The sequence below is a fragment of the Mycobacterium sp. Dal123C01 genome (assembly GCF_052566995.1).
Window position 1 is genome coordinate 1562181 of record NZ_CP199580.1, and the last position, 24514, is coordinate 1586694.

Annotated in this window: 29 protein-coding genes and 1 pseudogene; 20 read left to right on the top strand and 10 right to left on the bottom strand. The window is 64.5% G+C overall.

Going from position 1 to position 24514, the window contains the following annotated elements:
* The first annotated feature begins 101 nt into the window (after positions 1 to 101).
* The 12 genes and pseudogenes from ACTXG5_RS07425 to ACTXG5_RS07480 all read left to right on the top strand — a co-directional run bounded on the left by ACTXG5_RS07425 (position 102) and on the right by ACTXG5_RS07480 (position 9992).
* A complete protein-coding gene (locus ACTXG5_RS07425; RefSeq protein WP_445163065.1) occupies positions 102 to 1379 on the top strand; it encodes an aromatic ring-hydroxylating oxygenase subunit alpha in 1278 nt (425 codons plus the stop codon).
* Entirely contained in the window at positions 1376 to 1714 is a 339-nt protein-coding gene (locus ACTXG5_RS07430) for a hypothetical protein (protein WP_445163066.1), read from the top strand. The genes ACTXG5_RS07425 and ACTXG5_RS07430 overlap by 4 nt, the downstream gene beginning before the upstream one ends.
* Positions 1711 to 2976 carry an amidohydrolase family protein gene (locus tag ACTXG5_RS07435; RefSeq protein ID WP_445163067.1) on the top strand — a complete coding sequence of 422 codons (1266 nt, stop codon included), beginning with the start codon at positions 1711 to 1713 and terminating at the stop codon, positions 2974 to 2976. The genes ACTXG5_RS07430 and ACTXG5_RS07435 overlap by 4 nt, the downstream gene beginning before the upstream one ends.
* A 13-nt stretch (positions 2977 to 2989) precedes the next feature.
* A complete protein-coding gene (locus ACTXG5_RS07440; protein WP_445163068.1) occupies positions 2990 to 3445 on the top strand; it encodes a MarR family winged helix-turn-helix transcriptional regulator in 456 nt (151 codons plus the stop codon).
* A 113-nt stretch (positions 3446 to 3558) separates the two neighbouring features.
* Positions 3559 to 3825, top strand: a pseudogene (locus tag ACTXG5_RS07445) (2Fe-2S iron-sulfur cluster-binding protein); the annotation flags it as partial.
* A gap of 5 nt (positions 3826 to 3830) precedes the next feature.
* Positions 3831 to 4577, top strand: a complete 747-nt coding sequence (locus ACTXG5_RS07450) for an SDR family NAD(P)-dependent oxidoreductase (protein WP_445163069.1) — start codon at positions 3831 to 3833, stop codon at positions 4575 to 4577.
* A 20-nt stretch (positions 4578 to 4597) separates the two neighbouring features.
* Positions 4598 to 5866 (top strand): aromatic ring-hydroxylating oxygenase subunit alpha, encoded by a 1269-nt coding sequence (locus ACTXG5_RS07455; RefSeq protein WP_445163070.1) that lies wholly within the window; start codon positions 4598 to 4600, stop codon positions 5864 to 5866.
* Between the two features lie 2 nt (positions 5867 to 5868).
* Positions 5869 to 6204 carry a hypothetical protein gene (locus tag ACTXG5_RS07460; RefSeq protein WP_445163071.1) on the top strand — a complete coding sequence of 112 codons (336 nt, stop codon included), beginning with the start codon at positions 5869 to 5871 and terminating at the stop codon, positions 6202 to 6204.
* Positions 6205 to 6238: 34 nt separating this feature from the next.
* The gene (locus ACTXG5_RS07465; RefSeq protein ID WP_445163072.1) at positions 6239 to 7084 is read left to right on the top strand and encodes a TauD/TfdA dioxygenase family protein; all 846 of its coding nucleotides are present in this window, start codon (positions 6239 to 6241) and stop codon (positions 7082 to 7084) included.
* Positions 7085 to 7630: a carboxymuconolactone decarboxylase family protein gene (locus ACTXG5_RS07470; RefSeq protein WP_445163073.1), complete on the top strand. Its 546-nt coding sequence runs from the start codon at positions 7085 to 7087 to the stop codon at positions 7628 to 7630.
* Positions 7627 to 8766, top strand: a complete 1140-nt coding sequence (locus ACTXG5_RS07475) for an acyl-CoA dehydrogenase family protein (RefSeq protein WP_445163074.1) — start codon at positions 7627 to 7629, stop codon at positions 8764 to 8766. Before ACTXG5_RS07470 ends, ACTXG5_RS07475 begins: the two co-directional genes overlap by 4 nt.
* Positions 8763 to 9992, top strand: coding sequence for an acyl-CoA dehydrogenase family protein (locus ACTXG5_RS07480; RefSeq protein WP_445163075.1), 1230 nt, complete (start codon positions 8763 to 8765; stop codon positions 9990 to 9992). The genes ACTXG5_RS07475 and ACTXG5_RS07480 overlap by 4 nt, the downstream gene beginning before the upstream one ends.
* A 28-nt stretch (positions 9993 to 10020) precedes the next feature.
* Here the strand turns inward: ACTXG5_RS07480 and ACTXG5_RS07485 are convergent, their stop codons facing one another.
* From ACTXG5_RS07485 to ACTXG5_RS07505, 5 genes are read right to left on the bottom strand one after another with little or no spacing between them, the layout of a single operon-like run.
* A complete protein-coding gene (locus tag ACTXG5_RS07485; RefSeq protein ID WP_445163076.1) occupies positions 10021 to 10479 on the bottom strand; it encodes a universal stress protein in 459 nt (152 codons plus the stop codon).
* Between the two features lie 31 nt (positions 10480 to 10510).
* Positions 10511 to 11116, bottom strand: coding sequence for a TetR/AcrR family transcriptional regulator (locus ACTXG5_RS07490; protein WP_445163077.1), 606 nt, complete (start codon positions 11114 to 11116; stop codon positions 10511 to 10513).
* Positions 11113 to 11886, bottom strand: coding sequence for an SDR family NAD(P)-dependent oxidoreductase (locus tag ACTXG5_RS07495; RefSeq protein WP_445163078.1), 774 nt, complete (start codon positions 11884 to 11886; stop codon positions 11113 to 11115). Before ACTXG5_RS07495 ends, ACTXG5_RS07490 begins: the two co-directional genes overlap by 4 nt.
* Complete coding sequence (locus ACTXG5_RS07500; RefSeq protein WP_445163079.1) at positions 11883 to 12380, bottom strand: VOC family protein; 498 nt, start codon at positions 12378 to 12380, stop codon at positions 11883 to 11885. The genes ACTXG5_RS07495 and ACTXG5_RS07500 overlap by 4 nt, the downstream gene beginning before the upstream one ends.
* Complete coding sequence (locus tag ACTXG5_RS07505) at positions 12377 to 13462, bottom strand: NAD(P)H-dependent amine dehydrogenase family protein (protein ID WP_445163080.1); 1086 nt, start codon at positions 13460 to 13462, stop codon at positions 12377 to 12379. The genes ACTXG5_RS07500 and ACTXG5_RS07505 overlap by 4 nt, the downstream gene beginning before the upstream one ends.
* Before the next feature lie 123 nt (positions 13463 to 13585).
* On the opposite strand from ACTXG5_RS07505, the gene ACTXG5_RS07510 reads away from it, so the two are divergent.
* Entirely contained in the window at positions 13586 to 14449 is an 864-nt protein-coding gene (locus ACTXG5_RS07510) for an SDR family NAD(P)-dependent oxidoreductase (RefSeq protein ID WP_445163081.1), read from the top strand.
* Here the strand turns inward: ACTXG5_RS07510 and ACTXG5_RS07515 are convergent.
* The gene (locus ACTXG5_RS07515; RefSeq protein WP_445163082.1) at positions 14433 to 15101 is read right to left on the bottom strand and encodes a TetR/AcrR family transcriptional regulator C-terminal domain-containing protein; all 669 of its coding nucleotides are present in this window, start codon (positions 15099 to 15101) and stop codon (positions 14433 to 14435) included. The two genes, ACTXG5_RS07510 and ACTXG5_RS07515, sit on opposite strands and share 17 nt — an antisense overlap.
* 61 nt (positions 15102 to 15162) lie before the next feature.
* On the opposite strand from ACTXG5_RS07515, the gene ACTXG5_RS07520 reads away from it, so the two are divergent.
* From ACTXG5_RS07520 to ACTXG5_RS07545, 6 genes are read left to right on the top strand one after another with little or no spacing between them, the layout of a single operon-like run.
* Entirely contained in the window at positions 15163 to 16068 is a 906-nt protein-coding gene (locus ACTXG5_RS07520) for an alpha/beta hydrolase (protein WP_445163083.1), read from the top strand.
* Entirely contained in the window at positions 16052 to 16687 is a 636-nt protein-coding gene (locus ACTXG5_RS07525; RefSeq protein WP_445163084.1) for a maleylpyruvate isomerase family mycothiol-dependent enzyme, read from the top strand. The genes ACTXG5_RS07520 and ACTXG5_RS07525 overlap by 17 nt, the downstream gene beginning before the upstream one ends.
* 40 nt (positions 16688 to 16727) lie before the next feature.
* On the top strand, positions 16728 to 17111 hold the full coding sequence (locus ACTXG5_RS07530) for a DUF1330 domain-containing protein (RefSeq protein ID WP_445163085.1): 384 nt from the start codon (positions 16728 to 16730) through the stop codon (positions 17109 to 17111).
* 53 nt (positions 17112 to 17164) lie between these two features.
* On the top strand, positions 17165 to 18520 hold the full coding sequence (locus ACTXG5_RS07535) for a WS/DGAT/MGAT family O-acyltransferase (RefSeq protein WP_445163086.1): 1356 nt from the start codon (positions 17165 to 17167) through the stop codon (positions 18518 to 18520).
* A 5-nt stretch (positions 18521 to 18525) separates the two neighbouring features.
* Positions 18526 to 19011 carry an NUDIX domain-containing protein gene (locus ACTXG5_RS07540; protein ID WP_445163087.1) on the top strand — a complete coding sequence of 162 codons (486 nt, stop codon included), beginning with the start codon at positions 18526 to 18528 and terminating at the stop codon, positions 19009 to 19011.
* Positions 19012 to 19032: 21 nt separating this feature from the next.
* Positions 19033 to 19938 (top strand): haloalkane dehalogenase, encoded by a 906-nt coding sequence (locus ACTXG5_RS07545; protein ID WP_445163088.1) that lies wholly within the window; start codon positions 19033 to 19035, stop codon positions 19936 to 19938.
* On the opposite strand, the gene ACTXG5_RS07550 is transcribed toward ACTXG5_RS07545, so the two are convergent.
* Positions 19935 to 20999, bottom strand: coding sequence for a DUF2330 domain-containing protein (locus ACTXG5_RS07550; protein WP_445163089.1), 1065 nt, complete (start codon positions 20997 to 20999; stop codon positions 19935 to 19937). The two genes, ACTXG5_RS07545 and ACTXG5_RS07550, sit on opposite strands and share 4 nt — an antisense overlap.
* Positions 21000 to 21078: 79 nt before the next feature.
* On the opposite strand from ACTXG5_RS07550, the gene ACTXG5_RS07555 reads away from it, so the two are divergent.
* Positions 21079 to 22356, top strand: coding sequence for a cytochrome P450 (locus tag ACTXG5_RS07555; protein ID WP_445163090.1), 1278 nt, complete (start codon positions 21079 to 21081; stop codon positions 22354 to 22356).
* A 32-nt stretch (positions 22357 to 22388) separates the two neighbouring features.
* Here the strand turns inward: ACTXG5_RS07555 and ACTXG5_RS07560 are convergent, their stop codons facing one another.
* From ACTXG5_RS07560 to ACTXG5_RS07570, 3 genes are all read right to left on the bottom strand, one after another.
* Positions 22389 to 22718: a DUF732 domain-containing protein gene (locus tag ACTXG5_RS07560; RefSeq protein ID WP_445163091.1), complete on the bottom strand. Its 330-nt coding sequence runs from the start codon at positions 22716 to 22718 to the stop codon at positions 22389 to 22391.
* 206 nt (positions 22719 to 22924) lie between these two features.
* Positions 22925 to 23236 carry a DUF732 domain-containing protein gene (locus ACTXG5_RS07565; RefSeq protein WP_445163092.1) on the bottom strand — a complete coding sequence of 104 codons (312 nt, stop codon included), beginning with the start codon at positions 23234 to 23236 and terminating at the stop codon, positions 22925 to 22927.
* Positions 23237 to 23416: 180 nt separating this feature from the next.
* On the bottom strand, positions 23417 to 24505 hold the full coding sequence (locus ACTXG5_RS07570; protein ID WP_445163093.1) for an ATP-dependent DNA ligase: 1089 nt from the start codon (positions 24503 to 24505) through the stop codon (positions 23417 to 23419).
* Positions 24506 to 24514: the final 9 nt, after the last annotated feature.

A 24514-nucleotide genomic window follows, 5' to 3' on the forward strand; every position in this document is an offset into this window, starting at 1 on the left:
GCCCTCCTGAAGCGGCAATATCAACTACTTGCGATTAGCCGTTCGAGGATATACCGTCGGCCCGACGGAGTCCTACGGATCTACCGGACAGGAGCGCAGTGATGCCTCGATTTCCCAAGCCGTCGGAGGGAAGCTGGACCCAGCACTACCCGGAACTGGGCACCGAGCCGGTCTCCTACGAGGACTCCATCAGCCCGCAGATCCATCAGCTAGAGCGCGAGGCGATCTTCAAACGTGCGTGGCTGAATGTCGGCCGGGTTGACCAGATTCCGCGTAAGGGCGGCTACTTCACCAAAGAGCTCAAGGTCGTCAACACGTCAATCATCTTGGTGCGCACAGGCTCTGGCGAGGTCAAGGCGTATCACAACATCTGCCGGCATCGCGGCAACAAGTTGGTGTGGAACGACATGCCGCTCGAGGAGACCAGCGGCGTGTGCCGGCAATTCACCTGCAAATACCACGCCTGGCGTTACGACCTGGACGGCAACCTAACTTTCGTGCAGCAGGAGGAGGAGTTCTTCGACCTCGACAAGAGCCGCTATGGACTGGTGTCGGTGCACTGCGATGTCTGGGAAGGCTTTATCTTCGTCAACTTCGCAAAGAAACCCGAGCAGTCGTTGCGCGAGTTTCTGGGGCCGATGGTGACGGATCTGGAGGGCTACCCGTTCGGCCAGCTGACCTCGCGGTGGTACTACCGATCCGAGGTGAAGGCGAACTGGAAGCTGTACATGGACGCGTTCCAGGAGTTCTACCACGCGCCGATACTGCACGCGAACCAGTCGCCGACCGCGTATTCAAGGGTCGCGGCCGAGGCCGGTTTCGAGGCCCCGCACTATCGGCTGGATGGTCCACACCGGCTGGTCAGCACGTCCGGGGTGCGGGCCTGGGAAATGCCCGACGAGATGCGCAAGCCGATGGACGACATCTGTCAGAGCGGGCTGTTCGGGCCCTGGGCGAAGCCTGATCTGGGCGAGATGCCGGTGGGGCTGAATCCCGCGAAATGTGATCCGTGGGGGCTGGATTCGTTCCAGCTGTTCCCCAACTTCGTGGTGCTGTTCTGGGGCCAGGGCTGGTATCTGACCTACCACTATTGGCCGACGTCGTACAACAGCCACATCTTCGAGGGCACGCTGTATTTCCCGCAGCCGCGCACTCCGCGTGACCGGGTCGCCCAGGAGCTCGCGGCGGTGACCTTCAAGGAATTCGGTCTGCAGGACGCCAACACGTTGGAGGCGACCCAGAGCATGATCGAATCGCGGGTGATCGATAAGTTCCCGCTGAACGATCAAGAGATTCTGTTGCGCCATTTGCACAAGGAAACCGCGGCCTGGATTGAGGACTACCGCCGCACGACCAAGGCATCGAAGGCAGGGGTTTGACGACGATGTCTGCCATGTTGCCAACGGAATTCGCCGATCTGGAAACTTTTGCTCAGTGGTGCTTGCCCACCGAACCGCAGCGTTACGCCAAGCGGCTCGCGAGCTCGATGGTTGAAATGAAGGCTTTTTACGACGCGATCACCCCGCGCGCCGAGGAGGCCCTGGCCTACTGCGACAAGTTTCCTCTGGACGACCTGCCCGACGATGTCCTCAATTTGATGCACCTGCTGTACTCGATGATCATGGTGTCGTTTCCGGTGGAATGCTGGAAGCAGCCGCGGGTGCCCGACTCGGGTGCCGCCACGCTGGACTGCGTGTCTGAGCCCGTTCCATGACCGATGTGACCGTCCTGCGGGCCGCCCGCTGGGCTGACGTCGACGCCGGCCAGGTCTGCTCACCGGCCGTCGTGGTGATCGACGGTAATCGCATCACCGCGGTCAATCCCGAAGGGGCCGAGCGGGATTGGGGGCCGGATTCGGCCACTGTCATCGACCTTGGGGACGTCACGCTGCTGCCCGGCCTGATGGACATGGAACTCAACCTGCTCATCGGCGGCCCCGGCGGACCCGAGGGGTTGCCCGCCCCGATGCACGGCGTTCAAGACGACCCCGCGTATCGGACACTGCGTGGCGCCGTCAACGCGCGCACCACGCTGGACGCCGGGTTCACCACTGTGCGCAACCTCGGGCTGATGGTCAAGACGGGCGGATATCTGCTCGACGTCGCGCTGCAGCGCGCCATCGACCAGGGCTGGCATCCAGGTCCGCGCATCTATCCTGCCGGGCACGCCGTGACACCCTACGGTGGGCACCTGGACCCCACGGTGTTCCAGCGGCTGGCGCCCGGCATCATGCCGTTGTCGGTCGCCGAGGGCATCGCCAACGGTGTGCCCGACGTGATCGCGTGCGTTCGTTACCAGGTTCGCCACGGCGCCAAGCTGATTAAGGTATCGGCGTCGGGCGGTGTCATGTCCCATAGCACCGCCCCGGGCGCTCAGCAGTATTCCGACGCCGAGTTCGCCGCCATCGCCGACGAAGCCCACCGCGCCGGGGTACGAGTGGCCGCCCACGCCGTCGGCGACTCCGCCATTCGAGCGTGTATTCGCGCCGGGATCGACTGCATCGAACACGGATTTCTGGCCACCGACGACACGATTCAGATGATGGTCGATCACGGCACCTTCCTGGTCTCCACCACGTATCTGACGGAGGCGATGGCGATTGACCGGATCGCGCCAGAGCTGCGCAAAAAGGCGCAGGAGGTGTTCCCGCGCGCAAAAGCGATGCTGCCCAAGGCGATTGCCGCCGGCGTCCGTATCGCATCTGGCTCCGACGCACCGGCGATTCCGCACGGCCAGAATGCCAAGGAACTCGAGGCTTTGGTTTCACGCGGTATGACCCCCATGCAGGCGATCCGGGCCGCGACGGTCGTTGCCGCCGAACTCATCGAGGCCGATCACGAGCTGGGTCGCCTCGCGCCCGGCTACCTTGCCGACATCATCGCCGTGCCGGGAGATCCCTCCCGCGACATCACCACGACCCTTGAGGTTTCATTTGTCATGAAGGACGGTCAGATCCACAAGACGACCGCTGCTTGAGCAGGAGACAGGCATGGAACTCACCGAAAACATCCTGTGGTTACTCAAGCAGGCTTTCTACTTCTCGCTGACCGCTGTCAACGACGCGATCAGTGTGCACGGTGTGAGCACCGCGCAGATCGGTGTGCTGCGCCAGCTCTCCAAGGAACCCGGTCTGTCCGGTGCCGAACTCGCCCGTCGCTTGCTGATCAGCCCGCAAGGGGTGCAACTGGCTCTCACGGCACTCGAACGGCGCGGCCTGGTGGAACGACGGCAAGACCCCCAGCACAAGCGCATCCTGCAGGCCTACCTGACCGATCAGGGGCGAGATGTCGTGGCCGAGGTGTTCACTGCCGCCGTGGCCGCTCACGACAAGGTGTTCGGCGTGCTCAGCCCCGACGAGCAGGAGACCCTGCGCGAATTGTTGGGCCGCGTCGTCGAAAAGGGCACCGGGAACGAGCTGACCGAGCGCGATATATCTAGTACTTGAGATCAATCGCAAGTAGTTGATACTCTGCCTGCATGCAGGATTCCCGCGCGACGTCGTATGCCGGGCCTGCCGGCGACGTCCGCCGGGGCAACGACGCCGGTGTTGTCACCGAAAAGGTGACCATCGAACTCGATCGGGGAACCATCACGGTCGCCTACTCGGCGGGGGACACCTTGCTGCAGACCGCGCGCATGGCGGGCCTCTCTCCTCCGTCGTCGTGCGAAGTGGGTTCCTGCGGGACGTGTATGGCCCGGCTGACCGAGGGATGCGCCCGGATGCTCAACAATGATGCGCTGGAAGACGACGAGGTGCAGGAAGGCTGGGTGCTGACGTGTCAGGCCCTGCCGACCAGCCCTACGGTGCGGGTGGTTTACGAGTGAGCAGGGTGGCTCCTAAGGTCGCCGTCGTGACCGGCGGTGCCTCGGGCATGGGCGAGGCGACCTGTCACGAGCTAGCCCGGCGCGGGCTGAGCGTCGCCGTCCTCGATGTCAATGAGCAAGCCGCCCAACGTGTTACCGAAGATCTCCGCATGGCCGGAAGTACCGCGATCGGGATCGGCGCCGACGTGACCGACCGGGCTGCCGTCGAGCAGGCGTTCGCCAAGGTCCGCAGCGAGTTGGGGCCGGTGTCGGTTCTGGTGACCAGTGCCGGGATGTTCGCGTTTTCCCCGTTCGCCGAAATCACCGCCGAGTCCTGGTCGAAAATCATCGACGTCAATCTGACCGGCACTTTCCACTGCTGCCAAGTCGCGCTGCCGGACATGGTGGCCGCGAAATGGGGTCGGATCGTGATGATTTCGTCGTCCAGCGCCCAACGCGGGTCACCGTTTGCCGCGCATTACGCGGCGTCCAAGGGCGCGGTCATCACCCTGACCAAGTCGCTGGCGCGTGAGTACGCGCCACACGGGATCACCGTGAATAACATTCCGCCTTCGGGCATCGAAACCCCCATGCAGCACCAGGCGCAGGCCGCGGGATACCTCAAGTCCAACGAGGAAATCGCCAGCAACATCCCGCTGGGTCATTTGGGTACCGGAGCCGACATCGCCGCGGCGGTCGGGTTTCTCGTCTCAGAAGAAGCCGGCTTTATCACCGGCCAGGTGTTGGGTGTCAACGGTGGAGCGGTGATGTGACATGACACAGGGAGGTTCAGATGACGCGAGAGGGTAGGCCCGCCGAGGGGTCCTGGACCGAGCACTATCCCGAACTGGGCACCGGCCCAATATCGTTCAGAGACTCCACGTCCGAAGAGTTCTTTGAGGACGAACGCGAAGCGGTCTTCAAACGAGCGTGGCTCAACGTTGCTCGAGTCGAAGAATTGCCACGCATCGGCAGCTATGTCACCAAGGAGATCGAGGTCGCCCGGGCCTCGGTCATCCTGGTCAAGGGACGCGACGACGGCATTCGCGCGTTTCACAACGTCTGCCGACACCGCGGAAACAAGCTGGTGTGGAACGACTTTCCGCAGGAGGAAACTCGTGGTACCTGCCGGCAATTCACCTGCAAGTACCACGGGTGGCGCTACGGCCTCGATGGTGCGCTGAAATTCGTGCAGCAGGAATCGGAGTTCTTCGACCTCGAGGTCGCCGACTATGGCCTGAATCCGGTGCACTGCGATGTGTGGAATGGCTTCATCTTCATCAACTTTGATGCCGAGCCGCGACAGGGCCTGCGAGAATTCTTGGGCCCGATGATCACCGCCCTGGACGACTACCCCTTCGGCAAACTGACCGAGCGCTACGGGTGGGTCGCGCACAACAACAGCAATTGGAAGATCTTCGCCGACGCGTTCCAGGAGTACTATCACGTGCCGTCGCTGCACCCGCAACAGGTGCCTTCGGAGGTGCGTGACCCGAACGCCGGATTCACCTGCGGCCATTTCCAACTCGACGGGCCCCACCGGTTGGTGTCAACGGCGGGACGGCGCCGCTGGCTGTTGCCGCAAGAGTTCATGTATCCCATCGAGCGGGCCACCAAGAGCGGACTGGTCGGCCCGTGGCGTACCCCCGACATCGGCGAGTTGCCGGCCGGACTCAACCCCGGTGGTATCGAGCCCTGGGGAATCAGCAACTTCCAGATCTTCCCGAACATCGAGATATTGATCTACGGCGGCTGGTATCTGCTGTACCGGTACTGGCCCACCTCCCACAACACCCACCGGTTCGAGGCCTACACCTACTTTCATCCCGCGCGCACCGTACGGGAACGCGTCGAACACGAAGTCGCGTCAGTGGTGCTCAAAGAGTTCGCGCTGCAAGACGCCGGGATGCTCGGGGGCACTCAGGCCGCGCTGGAGTACGGCATTGTCGATGAGTTTCCGCTCAACGACCAGGAGATCCTCGTGCGCCACCTGCACAAGGTCGTCGTCGACCGGGTCGAGGCCTACCGGCGCGAAAACGCCCCGACGCCGGCGGGAGTGTGACCATGCCGGATACCTTGCTGCCCACTGCATTCGCCGAGCTGGAGAGCTACGCCCGAGTGTGGTGCCTGGCTACCGAAACCGAACGCTGGAACGCGCGGATGGCCGCTACCATGCCCCAGATGCACGAGTTCTACGACGCATTCTTCCCGCGGCTCGAAGAGGCCATCGACTATTGCGACAAGTTCGGCCTCGACGACTTGCCCGACGATGCGCTCAACCTGCTGTACCTGATCTATTCGCTGATCATGGTCGCCATGGCAGTGGAGATCTTCCACCAGCCGGTCCCGACCGACGCCGCCGACGCGGTCATGATCCGCACCGACGAACCGGTGCCCTGATAGTCACTCGGACCAAAAAGAGGAAGGACAGACGATGAGTCTGCTCACCATCACCAAGCTCAGCGACTCGGTCGGTGCCGAAGTCACCGGCTTGGATCCGGCCCACTTGGCCGCGGATGACCCAGTGGGCGAAGCCATTCTGGATGCGTTGGAGGACAACGGAGTCCTGGTCTTCCGCGGACTGCGGCTCGAACCCGAAGCCCAGGTCGCGTTCTGCCGTCGCCTCGGCGAGATCGACTACTCCTCCGACGGTCACCACCCGGTCGCCGGCATCTACCCGGTGACGTTGGACAAATCGAAGAACTCTTCGGCGGCCTACTTGAAGGGGACCTTCGACTGGCATATCGACGGCTGCACGCCGACCGGAGACGACTACCCGCAAAAGGCCACCGTCCTTTCGGCCCTCCAGGTTGCCGAGGTGGGGGGCGAGACCGAATTCGCCTCGTCCTACGCGGCTTACGACACGCTGACCGACGACGAACAAGACCGGTTCGCAGCACTGCGCGTCGTGCACTCGCTGGAAGCCTCCCAGCGGCGTGTCACCCCCGACCCCACCCCAGAGCTGTTGGCGCGGTGGCGGTCCCGGCGCACCCACGAGCATCCCCTGGTCTGGACACATCGCAGTGGCCGCAGATCACTGGTGCTGGGCGCTTCGGCCGATTACGTGGTCGGCATGGACGTCGAGGAAGGCCGGGCGTTGTTGGCCGAGCTCCTCGAGCGCGCCACCGTGCCTGACAAGGTCTACAGCCACGGCTGGTCGGTGGGCGACACCGTCATCTGGGATAACCGTGGGGTGCTGCACCGCGCCGCTCCCTACGCCCCGGACTCGCAGCGCGAAATGCTGCGGACCACAGTCCTGGGCGATGAGCCGATCCAATAGATGACCAACCGACACCCGCTCCGGTTGACCCCGCTGCCGGCCGAAGAATGGGACGATCGCTCCCGAGCGGTGCTGGCCTCACTCATCCCCGCCGCCCGGGCCAACCCCGACGGCGCAGGCAATGTCTTGTCCACCTTGGTACGTCATCCCGATCTCACCGAGGCGTACCTGCCGTTCAACGCCTACCTACTCCGGGGCTCCACGCTCTCACCCCGGACACGTGAGGTCGCGCTGCTACGCGTGGTGTACCGGCGCGACTGCGATTACCTGTGGGCTCACCACCTTCCGATTGCGCGCCGGGCCGGATTGAACGACCGCGAGATCGACGACATTCGGGGCGGGAAGCTTGCCGACGAGAGTGATCAGGCGGTGCTGGGCGCCGTGGACGACCTCATCGATCGCGGCACCCTCTCAACACCGATATGGGCGGAGCTTGGCCGGCACTTCACCGATGACCAGCGCATGGATCTGGTGTTCACCATCGGTGGCTACTACCTGCTGGCTCTGGCGGTCAACAGCTTCGGCATCGAAGATGAGGAGCTGTGACCCCGCCCGCGACCGGCACCGATCTGTTCATCTCCACCACCCGCGCGTTCCTTGACCGACACGCGACGTTGACGCAGCAACGAGCGCTGCACGCCGAGGACCGTGGTGTCGATGCGGCATGGTGGCAGCAGGCCGCCGAACTGGGCTGGACAGGATTGTTAGTGCCCGAGGAGCTTGGCGGCGGCACTGTGTCCGGCAGTGGCCTGCACGACTTGGCGGCCATCGCCGAACAGATCGGGCGCACGGTGGCACCCGGGCCGTTGCACCCGGTGAGCACGGTCCTGGCCGGACTGGTTGACGCCGACAACCGCGAAAAGCACGCCGACACCATCCAGGCGCTCGTCTCGGGTCAGCTGGTGGCGACGTGGGCGGTCGACGAACCCGGCCGCCCGTTCGACCCGCAGCAGAGCGCACTCACTGCCACCGCCACTTCGCAGGGGTATCGCCTCGACGGCAGCAAGGACCGGGTTGAGGCGGGCGCGCAAGCCGACTTGCTTCTGGTCACCGCACGCGCCGATGACGGGGTGCGCCAATTCCTGATCCGGACCGACACCGCCGGCGTGACCGTTCACCCGCAACGCTGCGTCGATCTGGTGAAGCGTTACGCCAGAGTCGAATTCGACGGTGTCGGGGTGGATGAGTCGGCGTCCGTGGGATCTTCCTCCCGCACATCTGAACTCATCGACCGGCAGAGCCAGGTCGCCATGGTGCTGCAGTGCGCTGAGACGGTCGGAATCCTCGACGCCGTGTTGGCCCTGACGGTCGACTGGACGCGCGACCGCTACAGCTTCGGCCGGCCCTTGGGGTCCTACCAGGCGATCAAACACCGCCTCGCCGACATGACGATGTGGCTGCACGCCTGTCGCGGTGTCACGGCCGCGGCTGTCGAACGGGTGGCTGCGCGCGCCAACGACGCTGCGCTCTGGGTCAGCGCGGCCAAGTCCTATCTCGGTGAGCACGCCGGGCCACTGGTGCAGGACTGTGTACAGCTGCACGGAGGCATCGGTGTGACGTGGGAGCACGACCTGCACCTGTTCCTTCGACGAATCATGCTGTACCGCAACCTGTTCGGAACGCCGACCGAACACCATCGAGCCATCTACCGGCACATCAGGAGCGCGGGGGGCGTCGCATGACTGAGACGGCAACCGACTTCGCCGCCCGGGCGCGGGCGTGGCTGGCCGAGAACATGCCTCGCCTGGATCCCGACATCCCACCCCTGGGCGCCCGTGATGATGACGACGCCTGGCAGCGCGCCCGCGAATTGCAGCAACGCCTCTACGCCGGCGGATTCGCCGGGATCTGCTTTCCCCGAGAATACGGAGGCCTCGGCCTCGACGTTGCCTACCAGAAGGCCTTCGACGCCGAGACCGACGGCTACGAGATGCCGCTGATCCTCAACGTTCCGACCTTCACCATCTGCTGTGCGACCCTGCTCGACATTGCTACCGAAGACCAGAAGCGCCAACATATTTCAGCGGCCTTACGGGGCGAAGAGGTGTTGGTGCAACTCCTCTCGGAGCCCGGCGGCGGATCGGATTTGGCCGGGCTGATCACCCGGGCCGAACACGACGGTCAAGGATGGATCATCAACGGCGCCAAAACCTGGAGCACTAGTGCTTTCGCCGCCGACTATGGGCTGCTGCTGGCCCGCACCGACCCGACCGTGCCGAAGCACGATGGCCTGACCATGTTCCTGATGCCGATTCACGCACCCGGGGTGACGCTGCGGCGTATCGAACAGGTGGACGGCTCCAACGAATTCTGCGAGGAGTTTTTCGACGGACTCCGCCTCGATGACTCCGCGGTCGTGGGTGAGGTCAACAAAGGGTGGGCCGCCGCGGGACGACTGCTGTTTCATGAGCGCCGTGCCGTTGGGCAGGGCTCAGAGTTCGCCAGCGGCCGTGGCCGGGAGCGTTCGGAAGACTCGTACGCCGACTATTTCGCCCTGGCCGAGGCGGCGGGCACGGCCGATGACCCGTTGACACAGGACAAGATTGGCCGGGTGCTGGCGCGCCGGATGGTGCGCGACGGCCTGGTCGAACACGTCGCCGAAGCGATGCGTGCCGGGACGCTGCCTCCGGCCGCCGGGTCGATCATCCGGCTCTTTCACTCCGATGTGACCTTCCTGCAGGTCGACACCGCGATGGAGATCGTCGGCCCTCTCGGCGTCGTCGACGACGATCACGAATTGCTGAAAGTCGGCGAACGCTACCTGTCCCGCCAGACCGTCGCACTCGGCGGCGGCAGCGACGAGATGGCCCGCAACGTCATCGGTGAGCGGGTGCTCGGACTTCCCCGCGAATACGCCGCGGACCGCGGGGTGCCGTTCAACCAGGTGCGCCACAACAAGACGCGCTAGCAAGCGCCTGCTGCTCTGAGATACAGGTTCAGTCGATGGTGTGGACGATCAGCACGTCGGTCTTGGCCTTGCGGGAGACTTCGGATGGGACTGATCCCAGCAGCCGCCCGGCGACGCTGCTGAGTCCGACGTTGCCGATGACCAGCAGGTCGGCGCTGACCTCCTCGGCCAGGTCCACCAGCGCGGTAATAGGGGCACCGACGATCGACTTTTCCTCCACGTTCTTGGCCCCGGCTATGCGCGCCCGCTCCCTGGCATCCCGCAGGATCGCGTAGAAGGGGGCCTCGCCTACCAACCGGTAGTCCTCGCCGTGGGTGCTCCCCGGTGGGATGGCGTAGCGGCCCTTTTCCTCGGGGACGGGGAGATGTGCCGTCGCAACGATCAATTTCGCGCCGTGATCAGCAGCGATCGCGCCTGCCCGATCCACCGCACGCAGCGACGACTCCGAGCCATCGGTGCCGACCACGACTGTCTGATAGGCGCTCATTCGCCAAAGTGTAAACCCGACCGACTCTGGTTTACAGCTTCACTCTCTTTTTCCAGTGCGGGCTTTTGATCGCTTGGAGGGCCTCGGTGACATAGCGATCCAGCGGTCGCGGGGTCATTGCCTGGCGAACCCATTGCTGGAATCCGAAGTCAGCTGCAGCAAACGCGAGTTGGACGAGCAGGCCGGGACGGATATCGACGTCGGGGTTCGCACCCATCCGTTCGGCGATCAGTTTGAGCGCCCGCTCCTTATCGGCGGGGGTGTGAATGGTGACCTTGTCGAGCAGTTCGGGTGCTGCCAGCAGGGCTTCGCGCCACTGTTGACAGTCGGCCTCGTCGAACGAGCGGGTTCGGGTGATGATGGCGGTGATCAGCGCGGCGTCGGGAGACTCGCCGGCAGGCCGCTGTTCGAGCAGATTGACGATCGCGGCCCCGCCGTGCCGAACGGGCGCGAGCAACAGTTCTTCCTTGGTCGGTACGTGCCGAAACAGGGTGCGCGGTGAAACGCCCGCGGCCGTGGCAATTTCCTCTGTGGTCACCGCGTCGTAGCCGCGTTCGATGAAAAGCCGAAACGCCGCCAGGCTGATGTCCGCTCGGATCTGGGCGCGCTGCCGGTCTCGCAGCGACTCTCCGGTCATCGGAAGCAGCCGATTCCGCCGTCGACGTGAATGGTCTGCCCGGTGATGAAGGTGGCGTCGCTGCCGAGTAGAAACGCGACCAGCGCGCCCACGTCGGAGCGGACGTCGCCGATGCGCTTCATCGGAACACGCCCCACCGCCTTGTCATACTCCTTGGGCGCGAACGACTTCCAGAATTTGACGCCGTCGGATTCGGCGAACGGGCAGATGACGTTGACGCGGATGTTGTCGCGTCCCCATTCCAGGGCGGCGACCTTCGACAGCCCGCGGATGCCTTCCTTCGCGGCGGCATACCCGCCCCACTTGGGCTCGCCGCCGGTGCCGGTCCCGGAGCCGAGGTTGACGATCGAGCCGCCGCCCGCCTCGACCATCAAGGGGTGCACGGCTTGCATGAGCAGGAAGGTCGCCCGAGGGCCCACGTCATAGCCGAGGGCCAGATCTTCAACCGTGATGTCGACGAACGACTTGGGCTCGTTGGTGGCGATGGCGTTGTTGACCAGCCCGTGCACCGTGCCGAAGGCGTCGATCGCGGCCGCGGCGATCCGCTGCGCGCTGTCGGGATCGCGCAGGTCGGTGACCAGCATCTCCGCGGGTCCCAGCGCTTTTAGCTCGGTGGTGGTGGTGGCCAGCGCCTCGTCCTTGATGTCGACGAGCAGCACTGCCGCACCGCGTTCGAGTAATGCGGCAGCGACGCCTTTACCGACGCCCTGGGCGGCGCCGGTGATGATCGCGACATGGCCGTGCATCGAATCGGGATGGCTGTAGCTCATGTGACGGGTCCCATCTGCAGCGGCACGCCCCGGTGCATCTCGTAGGTGCTCCGTGCACCGCTGGGTAGTTCGATGAACTCCACCGGAGTCCCGTCCGGATCCTTCACGAAAAACATTCGGACTCCGCCGATCTCGAACGGTTCCTGGTCGGGGGTATAACCGGCGTCGGTGATGCGGCGATGGGTGTCGTCGAGATCGGTCACGGACAACGAGACGTTGTGGATCCCGGTGATGCCGCGACGTGCGGGCTTGTGATCCGGAGGATTCCCACCGATCGACAGCAGCTCGATCATCAACCCGCCGAGCAAGCCGCCGACAACCCGGCCCTCTTGCTTACGGGTCGCGTGCAGTACCGCATCGAAAGGCTCTCCGGAGATGAGAGATTCGAAGACGACGTCCATACCGAGCACGTCGCGGTAGAACGTCAGCGCGCGGTCCATGTCCGTGACGCCGACGACGAGGTGACAGAACGAGACGTCGTCGAGGACAGTCATGTCGTCGCCGCGGCCAGCCCCGGCGCCGGCCGGCCGGCGAACATCGGCAGGTCCAGGTAGGTCTTGATGCCGGGCTCGGCGGCGCAGACGTCGGGGATGGCGTTGATGCAATGGTTGGCTGTGGCCACCACGCCCGGATTCTTCACCAGCCCCTCGGCGATCGTCTCTGGTTGTAGGCCCTTGAAGGTAAGGCTCACGGTGGGGTCACCGGTGATCTCGACCTCAAAACGCTCACCGCGCCCACCGAAATTCCATGCGGGATCCAGGTTTTCCTCGCCCATCAGCCAGTTGACCGCAGCCGTGATGACCGGTTCGCCATCGACGAGGGCCTGCCAGCGGAATCGGCGCGCGGCCACGGTCCCCGTGATGATCGGGAACGGGGCGTAGTCGATGTCGGAGGTCGCGACGGCGACGTCTTGAATGGTCCTGATGTTCGGCTCGATGCGAAATCCCATGTGGTCAGCGACCATTCGCACCGACTGCTTGAAGCCCGCCTCGAGCAGGCTGGCCATGGGCCCTTGCATGGCCTCCTCGGGGGTTCCGCCAAATCCCATGATGTGGCGCACGACATCCGGAGCGTTGTAGGTGCGGATATCGGAGAACTCCTCGGCGCGCACGTGCGTAACCGCCGACGAAAGCGACGACAGCATCAGGGGGAACCGCTCGGTGATGCCGCCGGGATGGATGCCCGACCCGTGCAGGGTCACCCCGCTTTCCACCGCGGCGTCGGCGACGGTCTTATGGCGCGCGTTTCCCGGATCGGGGTACACCCAGCCGACCGGGGTGACCACGTTCTTACCCGACCGCAGGATGGCGACGACCTCGTCGTCGTTGGGCACCAGCGGGCTGTACATGACGCAGTCGGCCTCCAGCGCGAGTATCTCGTCGATGCTGGACGTGGCGGTGACACCCAGGTCCGCAGACCCGATGATCCGGCCGACGTCGACACCGTTCTTTTCTGAGCTGTGCACCCAGCAGCCCGCCAGCTCGAGCTGAGGGTGGTTGAGCACGCATCCGATGGCGGCCTTGCCGACGCCTCCCGTCGCCCATTGAATGACACGCAGCTTGGACGGGTTACTCATCAGTGGCCTTCCGAATGGACATGGTGCGTGGGCTCTTTACAGGACGACAGCTGGCTGGCACATTATGACCGGATGGCAGTCACTGTCAACGACGATAGCCACGCGCCGTAAGGAGGTCGGTCGATGAGCGCTCTGGACGGCAAGATCGCGATCGTTACCGGAACCAGTCGCGGCGTGGGTGTCGGGATCGCCCATGAACTGCTCCGTGCCGGCGCCACGGTCATCGGCTGCTCGCGCTCGCCGCTGAAGACCATTCCCGGCGTCGACACCGAATCCGAGTGGGCGCCACGTGCTTCGCAACGAGTCTGCGACCAAGGCGACAGTGGATCGATCGACTCTTTCGTCGCCGACGTCGTGGCCACCCACGGCCGGGTCGACATCCTGGTCAACAACGCCGGCGGTACCGTCCCGGCGCCGCACGTGGAGAGCATTCCCGAACTCGTGCAACGCCTTCAGGGTGCACCGCGCAGCGACGACGACTACGAGCGCACCGCGCTGTTCCACGCGTTCGCGGTGCAGATGAACCTGATCAGTCCGCTGTGGTTCGCCATCCGCGCCTATCGGCAGATGTCCATTCAGGACGGCGTCGGCTGCATCATCAACATCTCCAGCGGCGCCGGGCACCCGGCAGGATCACCGACCTTGGTCTCCTACGGTGCGGCCAAGAGCGGCCTCAACCATCTCACTCGATCCCTGGCCGAGGAGTGGGGGCCGAAGGTGCGTGTCAACTGCGTGGCGCTGGGCCCGACGATGACCGAAAACTTCCGGTCGTTCGTGCTGCCCAAGGACGACCCGACCGGCGAGAAGTATTTCGCCGCCGTTCCGCTGCGCCGCGCGGGTGAGCCCGCGGAGGTGGGACGCGTTTGCGTCTTCCTCGCCAGCGGACAGGCCGACTTCGTCAACGGCACCACTATCGAATGCGACGGCGGCATGCTGCCCGGCGTGCTCTACGACGCGGGTCTGAAGACCATCACCGACCTGCTGTAGCCGCTTCGATGCCGGTGAGCAGCATGTCGAGGGCTCGGTCGAAGTCGGTGCCCATGGTCGAACGCTGGCTGGTCTGTGCCAGCGCGGCCAGGTGCGGATGCTCGGTGCCGGCGAGGTCGCCGATTCGCTTGGCGATCACCGCATTGGATTGTTCACGGTCGGCTGCGGCAAACGGGTCGGCCAATTCGACTTGGGCAGCGCCCATTACGAGACTCAGCACCCCGCGAAATGCGGCGAGCACATCGAGGTCGCTCAGCCCCGCACGTCGCAGCGCTTCGACCAGGCGTTCAGCGGGAAGGTAGCCGGCCGCCGATACCGTGCGGCGTGTCAACACCAGTGGCGCGGCATTGGGATGCTGTCGCACCGTTCGCCAGATGGCGGTGGCGACGGCCTTGACGTCGGTGTGCCAATCGTTTGACCGGCGTGGCAGCCGGACATCGGCGAGCACCGCTTCGGCGACGAGGCCCTCGAGCTCCTCGCGGTCTTTGACGTAGTTGTAGAGCGTCATTGGTCCGGTGCCCAACGCCGCCGCCAGTGATCGCATGCTCAGGCCCGCGAGTCCGTCCTTGTCGACGATCTGGATCGCCTGCGCCCGTACCTCGGCGAGAGTGAATCGTGCCCGCACGCCGGCCTCCTCATCGTGTGCACCCATTGACACGTACACCGTACGTAAGCTAAAACGTACGGTGTACGTATCTATGGAAGGATCTCACATGAACGCTGGCTACGACACCGCAAGGGTGTCCTTCACGTCGCGCGGTATCCGTTGTGCGGGCTGGCTGACGCTTCCCGATGGCCCGGGTCCGCACCCGGGCCTGGTGCTGGCACATGGTCTGGGCGCTACCCACGGCATGTTGCTGTCGCAATACGAGCAGCATTTCGCCAAATCCGGCGTCGCCACTCTTGCGTTTGACTACCGGTACACCGGCGAGTCCGATGGCGAGCCTCGTCAGCAGTTCAGCATGCGCGCGCACCGCCAGGACGTCGCGTCGGCGTGTGACTATCTGCGTCAGCACGACAGCATCGACGCTGCCCGGCTGGGTCTGTGGGGGACCAGCCTGGGAGCGCTACACGTGTTGCAAGCGGCGGCGCACGGCGTCGAGGTAGCGGCGGTGGTGGTGCAATGCCCGATCGTGCACGGGCCGGGAACTCTGCAGCGAGGCGGCATTCTGCCCGTCTTGCGGCTGACGCCGGTCATCGCGGCGGATGCGCTTCGCCGGGCGTGCAGGGCCGGCCGAACATATGTCCCCATCGTTGGCAGGCCCGGGGGCCTGGCCGCGGTCACGGTCGCCGGTGCACTGGACGGCTGGTATTCGACCGTCCCGCCCGGATGCACGTTCGATAACCGCATTGCGGCGATGGATGTCCTCGGAATCGCCCCGAGCAGCGCGAAGCGCGGTGCGGCGAAAATCAAAGCACCACTTCTCGTTTGCGTGTCGCGTCGGGAAACCTTGATGGACCCACGCCACGCCGAAGATGTCGCTGCTGCGGCACCGCGCGGCGTGGTGCGGCACTACGACGGCGATCACTTCCAGATCTATCACCCGCCGCTGCTGGGTGCGCTGCTCGCCGATCAAACGACCTTCTTGCAGGAGCACTTGGGTGTCCGGGTCAGCTAACGCGTTGCGGGACAACGACACCAGGCTCGCCGAGTTGGCTCGGGATATCAGCGCGGCGCAATGGGCCAAGCCGAGCCTGTGCACCCAGTGGACCAATCATGAAGTGCTGGCCCATCTTGTCATCGGCTACGGGGCCGCGCTATCGGCAGTTACCGCGAGCATGCTGCGGCATCGCGGGTCATTCGACGCGGCGAACACCGATCTGGCCCGTAGCCTGGCGGCGCGACGCGAGCCGGGCCAGTTGATCGACGACTTCATCGCGCTGGCGCGGGGTCCGCGGGGAATCGGCCGCATCTTCCCGAAGCCGCTGCTGCTGGGGGACCACGTCATCCATGAACTCGACATCACGTCCGCGTTGGGCAAAGAGCCGGCGGTACCCGTGTCGACCGTCGTCGCTGTCCTCAACACTGAGGTGCGGGTACCCAATCCGTTCGTTCCGGCGGCGGCGCGGGCCCGTGGTCTGAATCTGCTTGCCACCGATGCTGACTGGTCTCGTCGCGCCGATGGCCCCACGGTGACCGGGCGAGCCGCTCACCTCGCGTCCGTGCTCGCGGGAAGACCCTGCGCGCTGCCGTACCTCAGCGGTGACGGAGTCGCCACGCTATCGGATCGAATGTGATTAGTGTGGGTCTCACAACCGCGAGGGAAGGGCGATCCTGATGAGCGTGCTGGAACCCACTCCCGAGCAGTTCGCGGCGCTGGCCGCCCGACCGGCTGACGCACCGGTGGTGATGGTCAACCTGTTGAAGTTCCGGCCCGAGGGCGGCCTGGAGCGCTACCTGCAATACGGACGCGAGGTCGCTCCGCACCTCGAACGCGTCGGCGCTGCCGTCCGCTACGCGGGGGGAGCGCCGACGGTGGTGATAGGCGAAGGTGAACGGCCTTGGTGGGACGCGATTCTCATCGTTGAATACCCATCGCCTCAGGCCTTCATCGACATGGTGACGAATCCGGAGTACCTCGAGGTGCACGAGCATCGCGCCGCCGCCTTGGATCGCGGCGACCTGATCGCGACCTCGTCGTGGTCAATCGGGCCGGAATAACCTCGGCCCCGCAGTGCTGGCGGGTTGCTTCCCGGTAGGCGTCTAATTGGTGGATGGAACTCATGAGCCCCACCGACTCGATATTTCTGCTTGGCGAATCCCGTGAGCATCCCATGCACGTCGGTGGCCTCTCGTTGTACGAACCCCCGGAGGATGCCGGCCGGGAGTTCGTGCGCGAGTTCTACGACAGCCTGGTCGCCCAGCAGGATTTCCAGCCCACCTTCCTCAAACGTCCGGCCACGTTCCTTGGTGGCATCGCCAATCTCGGGTGGTCCTACGACAAAGACCTCGACATCGACTATCACGTCCGGCGCTCGGGGCTGCCCTCTCCGGGACGGGTCCGCGATCTGCTCGAGCTGACCTCGCTATTGCACAGCAGCCTGCTCGATCGCCACCGCCCGCTGTGGGAGGCGTACGTGATCGAGGGACTCAAGGACGGCCGTTTCGCGGTCTACACCAAGATGCACCACTCGCTCATCGACGGCGTCTCCGCCCTGAAGCTGATGCAACGCGCACTGTCCAACGATCCTGACGACGCCGAGATTCGAGCGCCCTGGAGTTTGCGCAAACCCAAACGCAAGTCCGCGCCGTCGTCGCGGCTAAGTTCGCTGATGCGTACGGCGGGATCCCTTGCGGCACTTGCACCGTCGACGGTGTCGCTGGCCCGTGCGGCTTTCTTCGAGCAGCAGCTCACGCTGCCGTTCGGGGCCCCGCGCACCATGCTCAACGTCAAGATCGGCGGCGCCCGCCGGTGCGCGGCGCAGTCGTGGTCGGTGGACCGAATAAAGAATGTCAAGAACGCGGCGGGGGTGACCCTCAACGACGTCGTCCTGGCGATGTGTTCGGGTGCCCTGCGTTACTACCTGTTGGAGCAGGACGCCCTGCCGGACACGCCACTATTGGCGATGGTCCCGGTGAGCCTGCGCACCGACGAGGAGGCCGACGCCGGGGGAAACCTGGTCGGAGCGATTCTGTGCAACCTGGCCACCCACATCGAGGATCCCGCGAAGCGGCTAGAGGCGATCAGCGACTCGATGCAATCGAACAAGAAGGTGTTCTCCCAGTTACCCAGGCCCCAGGCGTTGGCGCTCTCGGCGATGAACACGGGCTCGCTGGCCTTGGCGGCGGTTCCTGGATGGGTGTCGTCGACGTCGCCGCCCTTCAACCTCATCATCTCGAACGTTCCGGGGCCCCGTGAGCAGCTGTACTACGGAGGCGCCCGCCTGGACGGCAGCTATCCGCTGTCGGCGATTCTCGACGGCCAAGCCCTGAACATCACCCTGGTCAGTAACGCCGGCACGCTCGACTTTGGTCTGGTCGGCTGCCGGCGCAGCGTCCCGCACCTGCAGCGTCTGCTCGCGCACTTGGAGTCGTCGCTGAAAGATCTGGAACGCGCCGTTGGGGTCTGAGCGCGGTGCCCAAACTTAGTGCGGGTGTGCTGTTGTACCGAATTTGCGATGGTGTTGTCGAAACGTTGATCGCGCACCCGGGTGGCCCATTTTGGGCCCGCAAGGACGACGGGGCTTGGTCGATTCCGAAAGGTGAGTACACCGACGGCGAGGATCCCTGGGCCGCGGCGCAGCGCGAGTTTTCCGAGGAGTTGGGGCTGCCGGTTCCGGCCGGCCCGCACGTCGACTTGGGGACGCTGAAACAACCCAGTGGCAAGGTGGTCACGGCCTTCGCCGTCCGGGGCGACCTCGACGTCACCGACGCACACAGCAACACCTTCGAGCTGGAGTGGCCGAAGGGCTCGGGCACGGTGCGGGAGTTCCCCGAAGTTGATCGGGTCGAGTGGTTTTCGGTGGCACAGGCACGCAGCAAACTCCTCAAGGGGCAGCGCGCCTTTCTCGATCTGTTGATGGCGCATCCGGAGTTGACGGGCTGCACTGAAGGAGCTTGACCCGCGGCGTATGTTCCAGACATGGAGACGCTGCGAACACCCGACGAGCGGTTCGATGATCTATCGGAGTTCCCTTATGCACCAAGGTATTCCGAGATCCCCGACGGCGATGGCGGTGTGCTGCGGATCGCTTGGGTGCAGGACGGGCCCCAGAACGCCGACCCCGTTCTGATGTTGCACGGTGAGCCGTCTTGGTCGTATTTGTACCGCAAGATGATCCCGACACTAGCCGCTGCCGGGCACCGGGTCATCTGCCCCGATCTGGTCGGGTTCGGTCGTTCGGACAAGCCCGTCCGCCGCGAAGACCACAGCTACGCGCGTCACGTCGAATGGATGCGGACGTTGGCCTTCGATGTCCTCGATCTTCGTAACGTGACCCTGGTCGGTCAGGACTGGGGTGGGCTGATCGGATTGCGTTTGGCTGCAGAGCATCCCGAGCGTTTTGCCCGGTTGGTTGTCGCAAACACCGGGCTGCCCGATGGAGAACAGCCGATGGCCGAGGTCTGGTGGCGGTTCCGCGAGGCCATCACGACGATGCCGAAGCTGAACGTCGGCTTGTTCGTCCAGTCGGGTTGTCGCCAGCAGATGAGCGACGGGGCCCGTGCGGGTTACGACGCACCGTTCGTCGATGATGACTACTGCGCCGGGCCGCGCGCCATGCCCCCTCTGGTGCCGACCTCGCCCGACGATCCCGCTTCGTCCGCCAACAAGGCGGCCTGGGCGAAGCTGTCGGTAAGCCCGACGCCGATGCTGGTCGCCTTCAGCGACAGCGATCCCATCACCGGACCGATGGCCGAGATCTTTCAGCGCGAAATGCGTGGCGCCCAAGGTATCGAACATCCACTGATCCGCGGTGCCGGGCACTTTTTACAGGAGGACGCCGGCGAAGAACTGGCCAATCACATCGTGGAGTTTCTGCGCCGCTAAGCGCGCCGACGCCGCTGGCGACGGACCACGAGAATGATCACCGTCGCCGCGATCACCGTGAAAAGGAATCCGGCAAACACGATCAGCTCGATTGGAATCACGGCGTCGCGGTCGACATAGATCACCTGCCGGTACGCGTCATCGTTGGCGGCGTTGCCGAAGGTGAAATCCGAGGAGATCTGTGCCGGCTTCGGGATGTTCACCTGCATCTTGGTCAGGTACCCGCCGTGATTTGCCGTCAATTCGCGTAGCAGCGGGTCGCGGACGCCGGCGGAGATGTTGCCGGCGAACTGGACTTGGACGGACTGGCCGGCCCCGGCGGCGGCGTCGGCGTCGGTGCGTTGCTGTCGATGATCGGACAGCGTGAAGATCGTGACCTGCTGCGGGCTCGGGGCCGCGACGGAAAGGCGCATGGGATAGACCAATTGCGACGACTGGAAGCTCAATCTCACCGGGTTGAGCCCACCGACGATCGGGTCCGAACTGGTGAGTCGCATCGCGACGAACGACCACCCGTCACGCAGGTAAGGGCCCAGCGCGTCCGACACCGCCGGCCGGATGGCATAACCGTTGTCGTCCAACCACTTTTGTAATCCGCTCAGGTCACCGCCGGCCAGTGTCGTGGCCTCCAGCGGCCCGAGGTGAACCTGGCTGACGACCGTGGGACCCCTGGGAGCTGCGCCCTCGAGCGGCGCGGGGGCACCCGAGCCCATCCGCCCCAGCACCCAGTGCCGGCGTTGCTGAACCCGCGGGGCGGTGAGCGTGTCCAACTCGGCGAATGTCGCCCTGTCGCCCTCCGTGACGGTCGCCGGTGTGGGGGTCGGCACCACCAGAGCGACGTTGTTCGTGTCGGCATTCAGCGCAAGCTGCATGACGATGGTTTCGCTGGATCCATTCCAATGCGCCAGTGCTACTTCATGGTTCATGGCGGCCTGGCCGCCGACGGGAGGAACCACCGCACCGCACGCGCATGCGTGCCCCGGAGTAGCCACGGCCACATTGGCCAGAGTAGCCAGGACAGCGGCAACAAGCCCCAACCTGCATGCCCGGGGCAACTTCATGTGCACATGCTAGTTGCTGACGTGCTGGCGGTCACCCGATTCGAACGGCCTCTTTTAGTGCGGCATGCACAATGTGTGCATGCCGACTGCGCCGATTCAGCCCGCCGGACCCGCTGAGCAAGCCGAATCACAAAAGTTGCTGTTCGGATTCCTCGACCCGGGCAATCGGGCCGACCCGTATCGGCTGGGCGCACAATTTCGCGAGCGCGGAGCGATCCTGCTGCCCGATGCGCACCTTGCCGTCTTCTCGACCTACCGGGACTGCGACGACGTGCTGCGACACCCCTCGTCGAGCAGCGACCGGATGAAGTCGACGCGCGCTCAAGAGCAGGTTGAAGCGCAGATCCGGGAACTCACCGCCGCCGGTGCGCCGCCGCCCGCGCAGGTGCCGCCGGGATTTCTGTTCCTCGACCCCCCTGATCACACCCGGCTGCGCAAGTTGGTCAGCAAGGCGTTCGCACCCAAAATGGTCAACTCACTGCGGCCCGACATCAGCGCGCTGGTCGGCGGAATGCTCGACCGGATTGCCGAGAACGGCCGCTTCGATGTCGTCGAAGATTTCGCTTATCCGCTTCCGGTGGCGGTCATCTGCCGGCTGTTGGGTGTGCCCCTCGAAGACGAGCCGCAATTCAGCCATGCGTCGGGGCTGCTGGCACAGGCACTGGATCCGTTCGTCACGTTCACCGGTTCGGCCTCCGACGGTCTGCAGGAGCGACTGGATGCCGGCACGTGGTTACGCGAGTATCTGCATGGCTTGATAGAGCGGCGACGCTCGCAGCCCGGCGACGACTTGATGTCGGGTCTGGTGGAGGTGGTGGAATCCGGCGATCAGTTGACCGCGGAGGAGATCGTCTCGACCTGCCTGCTGTTGCTGGTCGCCGGTCACGAGACCACGGTCAACCTGATCGGCAACGCCATCCTGGCGCTGCTGCGGGAGCCTTCGCAATGGGCCGCGCTGGGCGCCGACGCCACTCGCGTCTCGGCGGTTATCGAGGAAACCATGCGGTATGACCCGCCGGTTCAAATGGTTGGCCGAATTGCCCTCGACGACATGACAATTGGGGAAATCGAGGTGCCCGAAGGCGATGTGATGATGCTGCTGCTCGCCGCGGCACACCGGGATCCCGCCGAATTCGATCGACCCGACACCTTCGATCCTGATCGGGGGACATTGCGGCACTTGGGTTTTGGACGTGGGCTGCATTATTGCCTGGGTGCGCCGCTGGCCCGGCTGGAAGCCGGCATTGCCCTATCGGAGGTGACGGCACGTTTTCCGCGCGCTCGGCTGGACAGCGCGCCGCAGTACAAGGCGAACGTCACGCTGCGGGGTCTATCGGAGCTGACGGTCGCGGTGTGATCTCGGGTGGCGAGTCGGACAGCGCTGTGCTTTTAGTGACCCGGGCCCAGCTTGGGGGCGAACTCCGGGCAGTAATAGGTGACGGAAGCGGCGATGAAGAAGGCGGACTGATTCCGGTCTAAACCGGAGTGCTGATTGAGGTATTGGTACGCGCCCTCTTGATAGTCGAGCATGTCGCACACCTCCTTGCCATCCTGGATCACGCCGGCATCCGGTGCGTTGACCCCGATACCGTTTGCACGCACCTGACGGAGGAAGTCATCCGTTGGAGTTGCCTGCGCGACCGGGGCCGCCGCTGCCGACAAAAGCCCGACAACCGCCAAGATTCCCAGGGGCTTCCGCACGGCCGCCGCAGCGTTCATTCGTTGACTTCCTTTCGACCTATCCATTAAGGATCTGCTTTCCGCCGCCAAACAAGCGGTAAAGAATTATGACCTACCACGACGGCATTTGCCTGCCTACCAATAAGGCAAGTCTTGGTCGTGGGTTATCGGCTTTTCGATCTAGCCGCTTTTATCCAAGGCCGGCACGATGTCGCTCAGGCTGAACGTGACCCGCTGATCGAGGCCTATCCGGGTGTGGCCTGTGGGCAGAAGTATTTGACAGAGACGGTGACGAACATGGCGGATTGCTTGTCGTCTAGACCGGAGTGCTGGTCAAGGTATTGAAAGGCCGACTCCTGGTAGTCGAGCATGTCGCACACTTCCTGAGCGTCCTGAACCAAGGCGGCATTTGATTTGTGGAGTCCGACCCCATTCGCACGCACCTGTCGAAGGAAGTCATCCGTCGTAGTTGCATGTGCGACCGGCGTTCCTGATGAAAGCGCGATAGCCGCCAAGGTTCCTATGGCCAAGGGCCTCATGAATGCCGCCGAGTTCATCTGTTGACTTCTTTCCGTTAACCGTCTAGACACCAAGAATCCGCTGCCGCCGTTGCCACCGCAACGGGTTTTCGCTTCTAGGTGGCTGTGCAAACGCTGTATGGAAATGGCCGACTGGCCTCGCGCGTCGATGCCGAACGCGTAGTGAACCCCGCCCGAGATGCGGAGCGCAGCCGCCTGTTAGCCCAGGCCCGGGACGATGTCGCCGAGGCTGAAGGTGACCGGCTGCTCGAGTTGTTCGTAGGTGCACGAGCGCGGATCGCGGTCGGGGCGCCACCGGCTGAATTGTGCGGTGTGGCGAAACCGTCGCCCTTCCATGTGGTCATAGCGGACCTCGACCACGCGCTCGGGCCGCAGCGGGACGAACGAGAGATCCTTGCCCGCGTTCCACCGGGAGGTTTCGTTCTTGCGTGGGGTGCGCTCGCCGGCTTCGTGCGCGGCCCAGTTCCACGGGTGGTCGTCGAAACTGGTGACGAGCTGCTGCAGCTCGGTGAAGAGCCGGCGCCGTTCGGCCATCGGAAACGCGCCGATCACGCCGACCGAGGCCAGCTGACCATCGTCCTGATAGAGCCCGAGCAGTAGCGAGCCGATCGCGTCGCCGCCCGACTTGTGCACTCGATAGCCCGCGACCACGCAGTCGGCCGTCCGCTCGTGCTTGATTTTGAACATGATGCGCTTGTCCGGCTGATACGTGATGGTCAGTGGCTTCGCGATGACGCCGTCGAGACCGGCTCCCTCAAACTCGTCGAACCAAAGGTGCGCGGTCTCCAGGTCGGTGGTGGCCGGCGTGACGTGAATCGACGGTCCGGAATCGGCCCCCGAACCAGAACCAGAACCAGCCAAAGCCTCGACAAGAGCGGCGCGGCGCTCGCTGAAGGGCCGCCGGGTGTAGTCCTCGTTGCCCAGGGCCAGCAGATCGAACGCGATGAATGACGCCGGGGTGTGCTCGGCGAGCATCCGCACCCGCGAATCGGCCGGGTGAATGCGTTGTTGCAGCGCCTCGAAGTCCAATCCGTGGTCGGTGGCGATCACGATCTCACCGTCGATCACGCAGCGCTGCGGCAGCTCGGCCTGGGCCGCCGCGACCAGCTCGGGGAAGTAGCGGGTCATCGGCCGCTCGTTGCGGCTACCCAGTTCGACCTGGTCGCCGTCGCGGAAGCAGATGGATCGGAATCCGTCCCATTTGGGCTCGTACGACGCATCCGGCGGGATCGCCTTGACTGACTTGGCGAGCATTGGGGAAACCGGAGGCATGACGGGCAAGTCCATTTGTTCATT

Bases quoted from the DNA above. Each gene is read 5' to 3' on its own strand.
- ACTXG5_RS07425 (WP_445163065.1), top strand. From the start codon at position 102: ATGCCTCGATTTCCCAAGCCGTCGGAGGGAAGCTGGACCCAGCACTAC.
- ACTXG5_RS07435 (WP_445163067.1), top strand. From the start codon at position 1,711: ATGACCGATGTGACCGTCCTGCGGGCCGCCCGCTGGGCTGACGTCGAC.
- ACTXG5_RS07440 (WP_445163068.1), top strand. From the start codon at position 2,990: ATGGAACTCACCGAAAACATCCTGTGGTTACTCAAGCAGGCTTTCTAC.
- ACTXG5_RS07455 (WP_445163070.1), top strand. From the start codon at position 4,598: ATGACGCGAGAGGGTAGGCCCGCCGAGGGGTCCTGGACCGAGCACTAT.
- ACTXG5_RS07460 (WP_445163071.1), top strand. From the start codon at position 5,869: ATGCCGGATACCTTGCTGCCCACTGCATTCGCCGAGCTGGAGAGCTAC.
- ACTXG5_RS07465 (WP_445163072.1), top strand. From the start codon at position 6,239: ATGAGTCTGCTCACCATCACCAAGCTCAGCGACTCGGTCGGTGCCGAA.
- ACTXG5_RS07470 (WP_445163073.1), top strand. From the start codon at position 7,085: ATGACCAACCGACACCCGCTCCGGTTGACCCCGCTGCCGGCCGAAGAA.
- ACTXG5_RS07480 (WP_445163075.1), top strand. From the start codon at position 8,763: ATGACTGAGACGGCAACCGACTTCGCCGCCCGGGCGCGGGCGTGGCTG.
- ACTXG5_RS07485 (WP_445163076.1), bottom strand. From the start codon at position 10,479: ATGAGCGCCTATCAGACAGTCGTGGTCGGCACCGATGGCTCGGAGTCG.
- ACTXG5_RS07490 (WP_445163077.1), bottom strand. From the start codon at position 11,116: ATGACCGGAGAGTCGCTGCGAGACCGGCAGCGCGCCCAGATCCGAGCG.
- ACTXG5_RS07495 (WP_445163078.1), bottom strand. From the start codon at position 11,886: ATGAGCTACAGCCATCCCGATTCGATGCACGGCCATGTCGCGATCATC.
- ACTXG5_RS07500 (WP_445163079.1), bottom strand. From the start codon at position 12,380: ATGACTGTCCTCGACGACGTCTCGTTCTGTCACCTCGTCGTCGGCGTC.
- ACTXG5_RS07505 (WP_445163080.1), bottom strand. From the start codon at position 13,462: ATGAGTAACCCGTCCAAGCTGCGTGTCATTCAATGGGCGACGGGAGGC.
- ACTXG5_RS07510 (WP_445163081.1), top strand. From the start codon at position 13,586: ATGAGCGCTCTGGACGGCAAGATCGCGATCGTTACCGGAACCAGTCGC.
- ACTXG5_RS07515 (WP_445163082.1), bottom strand. From the start codon at position 15,101: ATGGGTGCACACGATGAGGAGGCCGGCGTGCGGGCACGATTCACTCTC.
- ACTXG5_RS07520 (WP_445163083.1), top strand. From the start codon at position 15,163: ATGAACGCTGGCTACGACACCGCAAGGGTGTCCTTCACGTCGCGCGGT.
- ACTXG5_RS07530 (WP_445163085.1), top strand. From the start codon at position 16,728: ATGAGCGTGCTGGAACCCACTCCCGAGCAGTTCGCGGCGCTGGCCGCC.
- ACTXG5_RS07535 (WP_445163086.1), top strand. From the start codon at position 17,165: ATGGAACTCATGAGCCCCACCGACTCGATATTTCTGCTTGGCGAATCC.
- ACTXG5_RS07545 (WP_445163088.1), top strand. From the start codon at position 19,033: ATGGAGACGCTGCGAACACCCGACGAGCGGTTCGATGATCTATCGGAG.
- ACTXG5_RS07550 (WP_445163089.1), bottom strand. From the start codon at position 20,999: ATGAAGTTGCCCCGGGCATGCAGGTTGGGGCTTGTTGCCGCTGTCCTG.
- ACTXG5_RS07555 (WP_445163090.1), top strand. From the start codon at position 21,079: ATGCCGACTGCGCCGATTCAGCCCGCCGGACCCGCTGAGCAAGCCGAA.
- ACTXG5_RS07560 (WP_445163091.1), bottom strand. From the start codon at position 22,718: ATGAACGCTGCGGCGGCCGTGCGGAAGCCCCTGGGAATCTTGGCGGTT.
- ACTXG5_RS07565 (WP_445163092.1), bottom strand. From the start codon at position 23,236: ATGAACTCGGCGGCATTCATGAGGCCCTTGGCCATAGGAACCTTGGCG.
- ACTXG5_RS07570 (WP_445163093.1), bottom strand. From the start codon at position 24,505: ATGGACTTGCCCGTCATGCCTCCGGTTTCCCCAATGCTCGCCAAGTCA.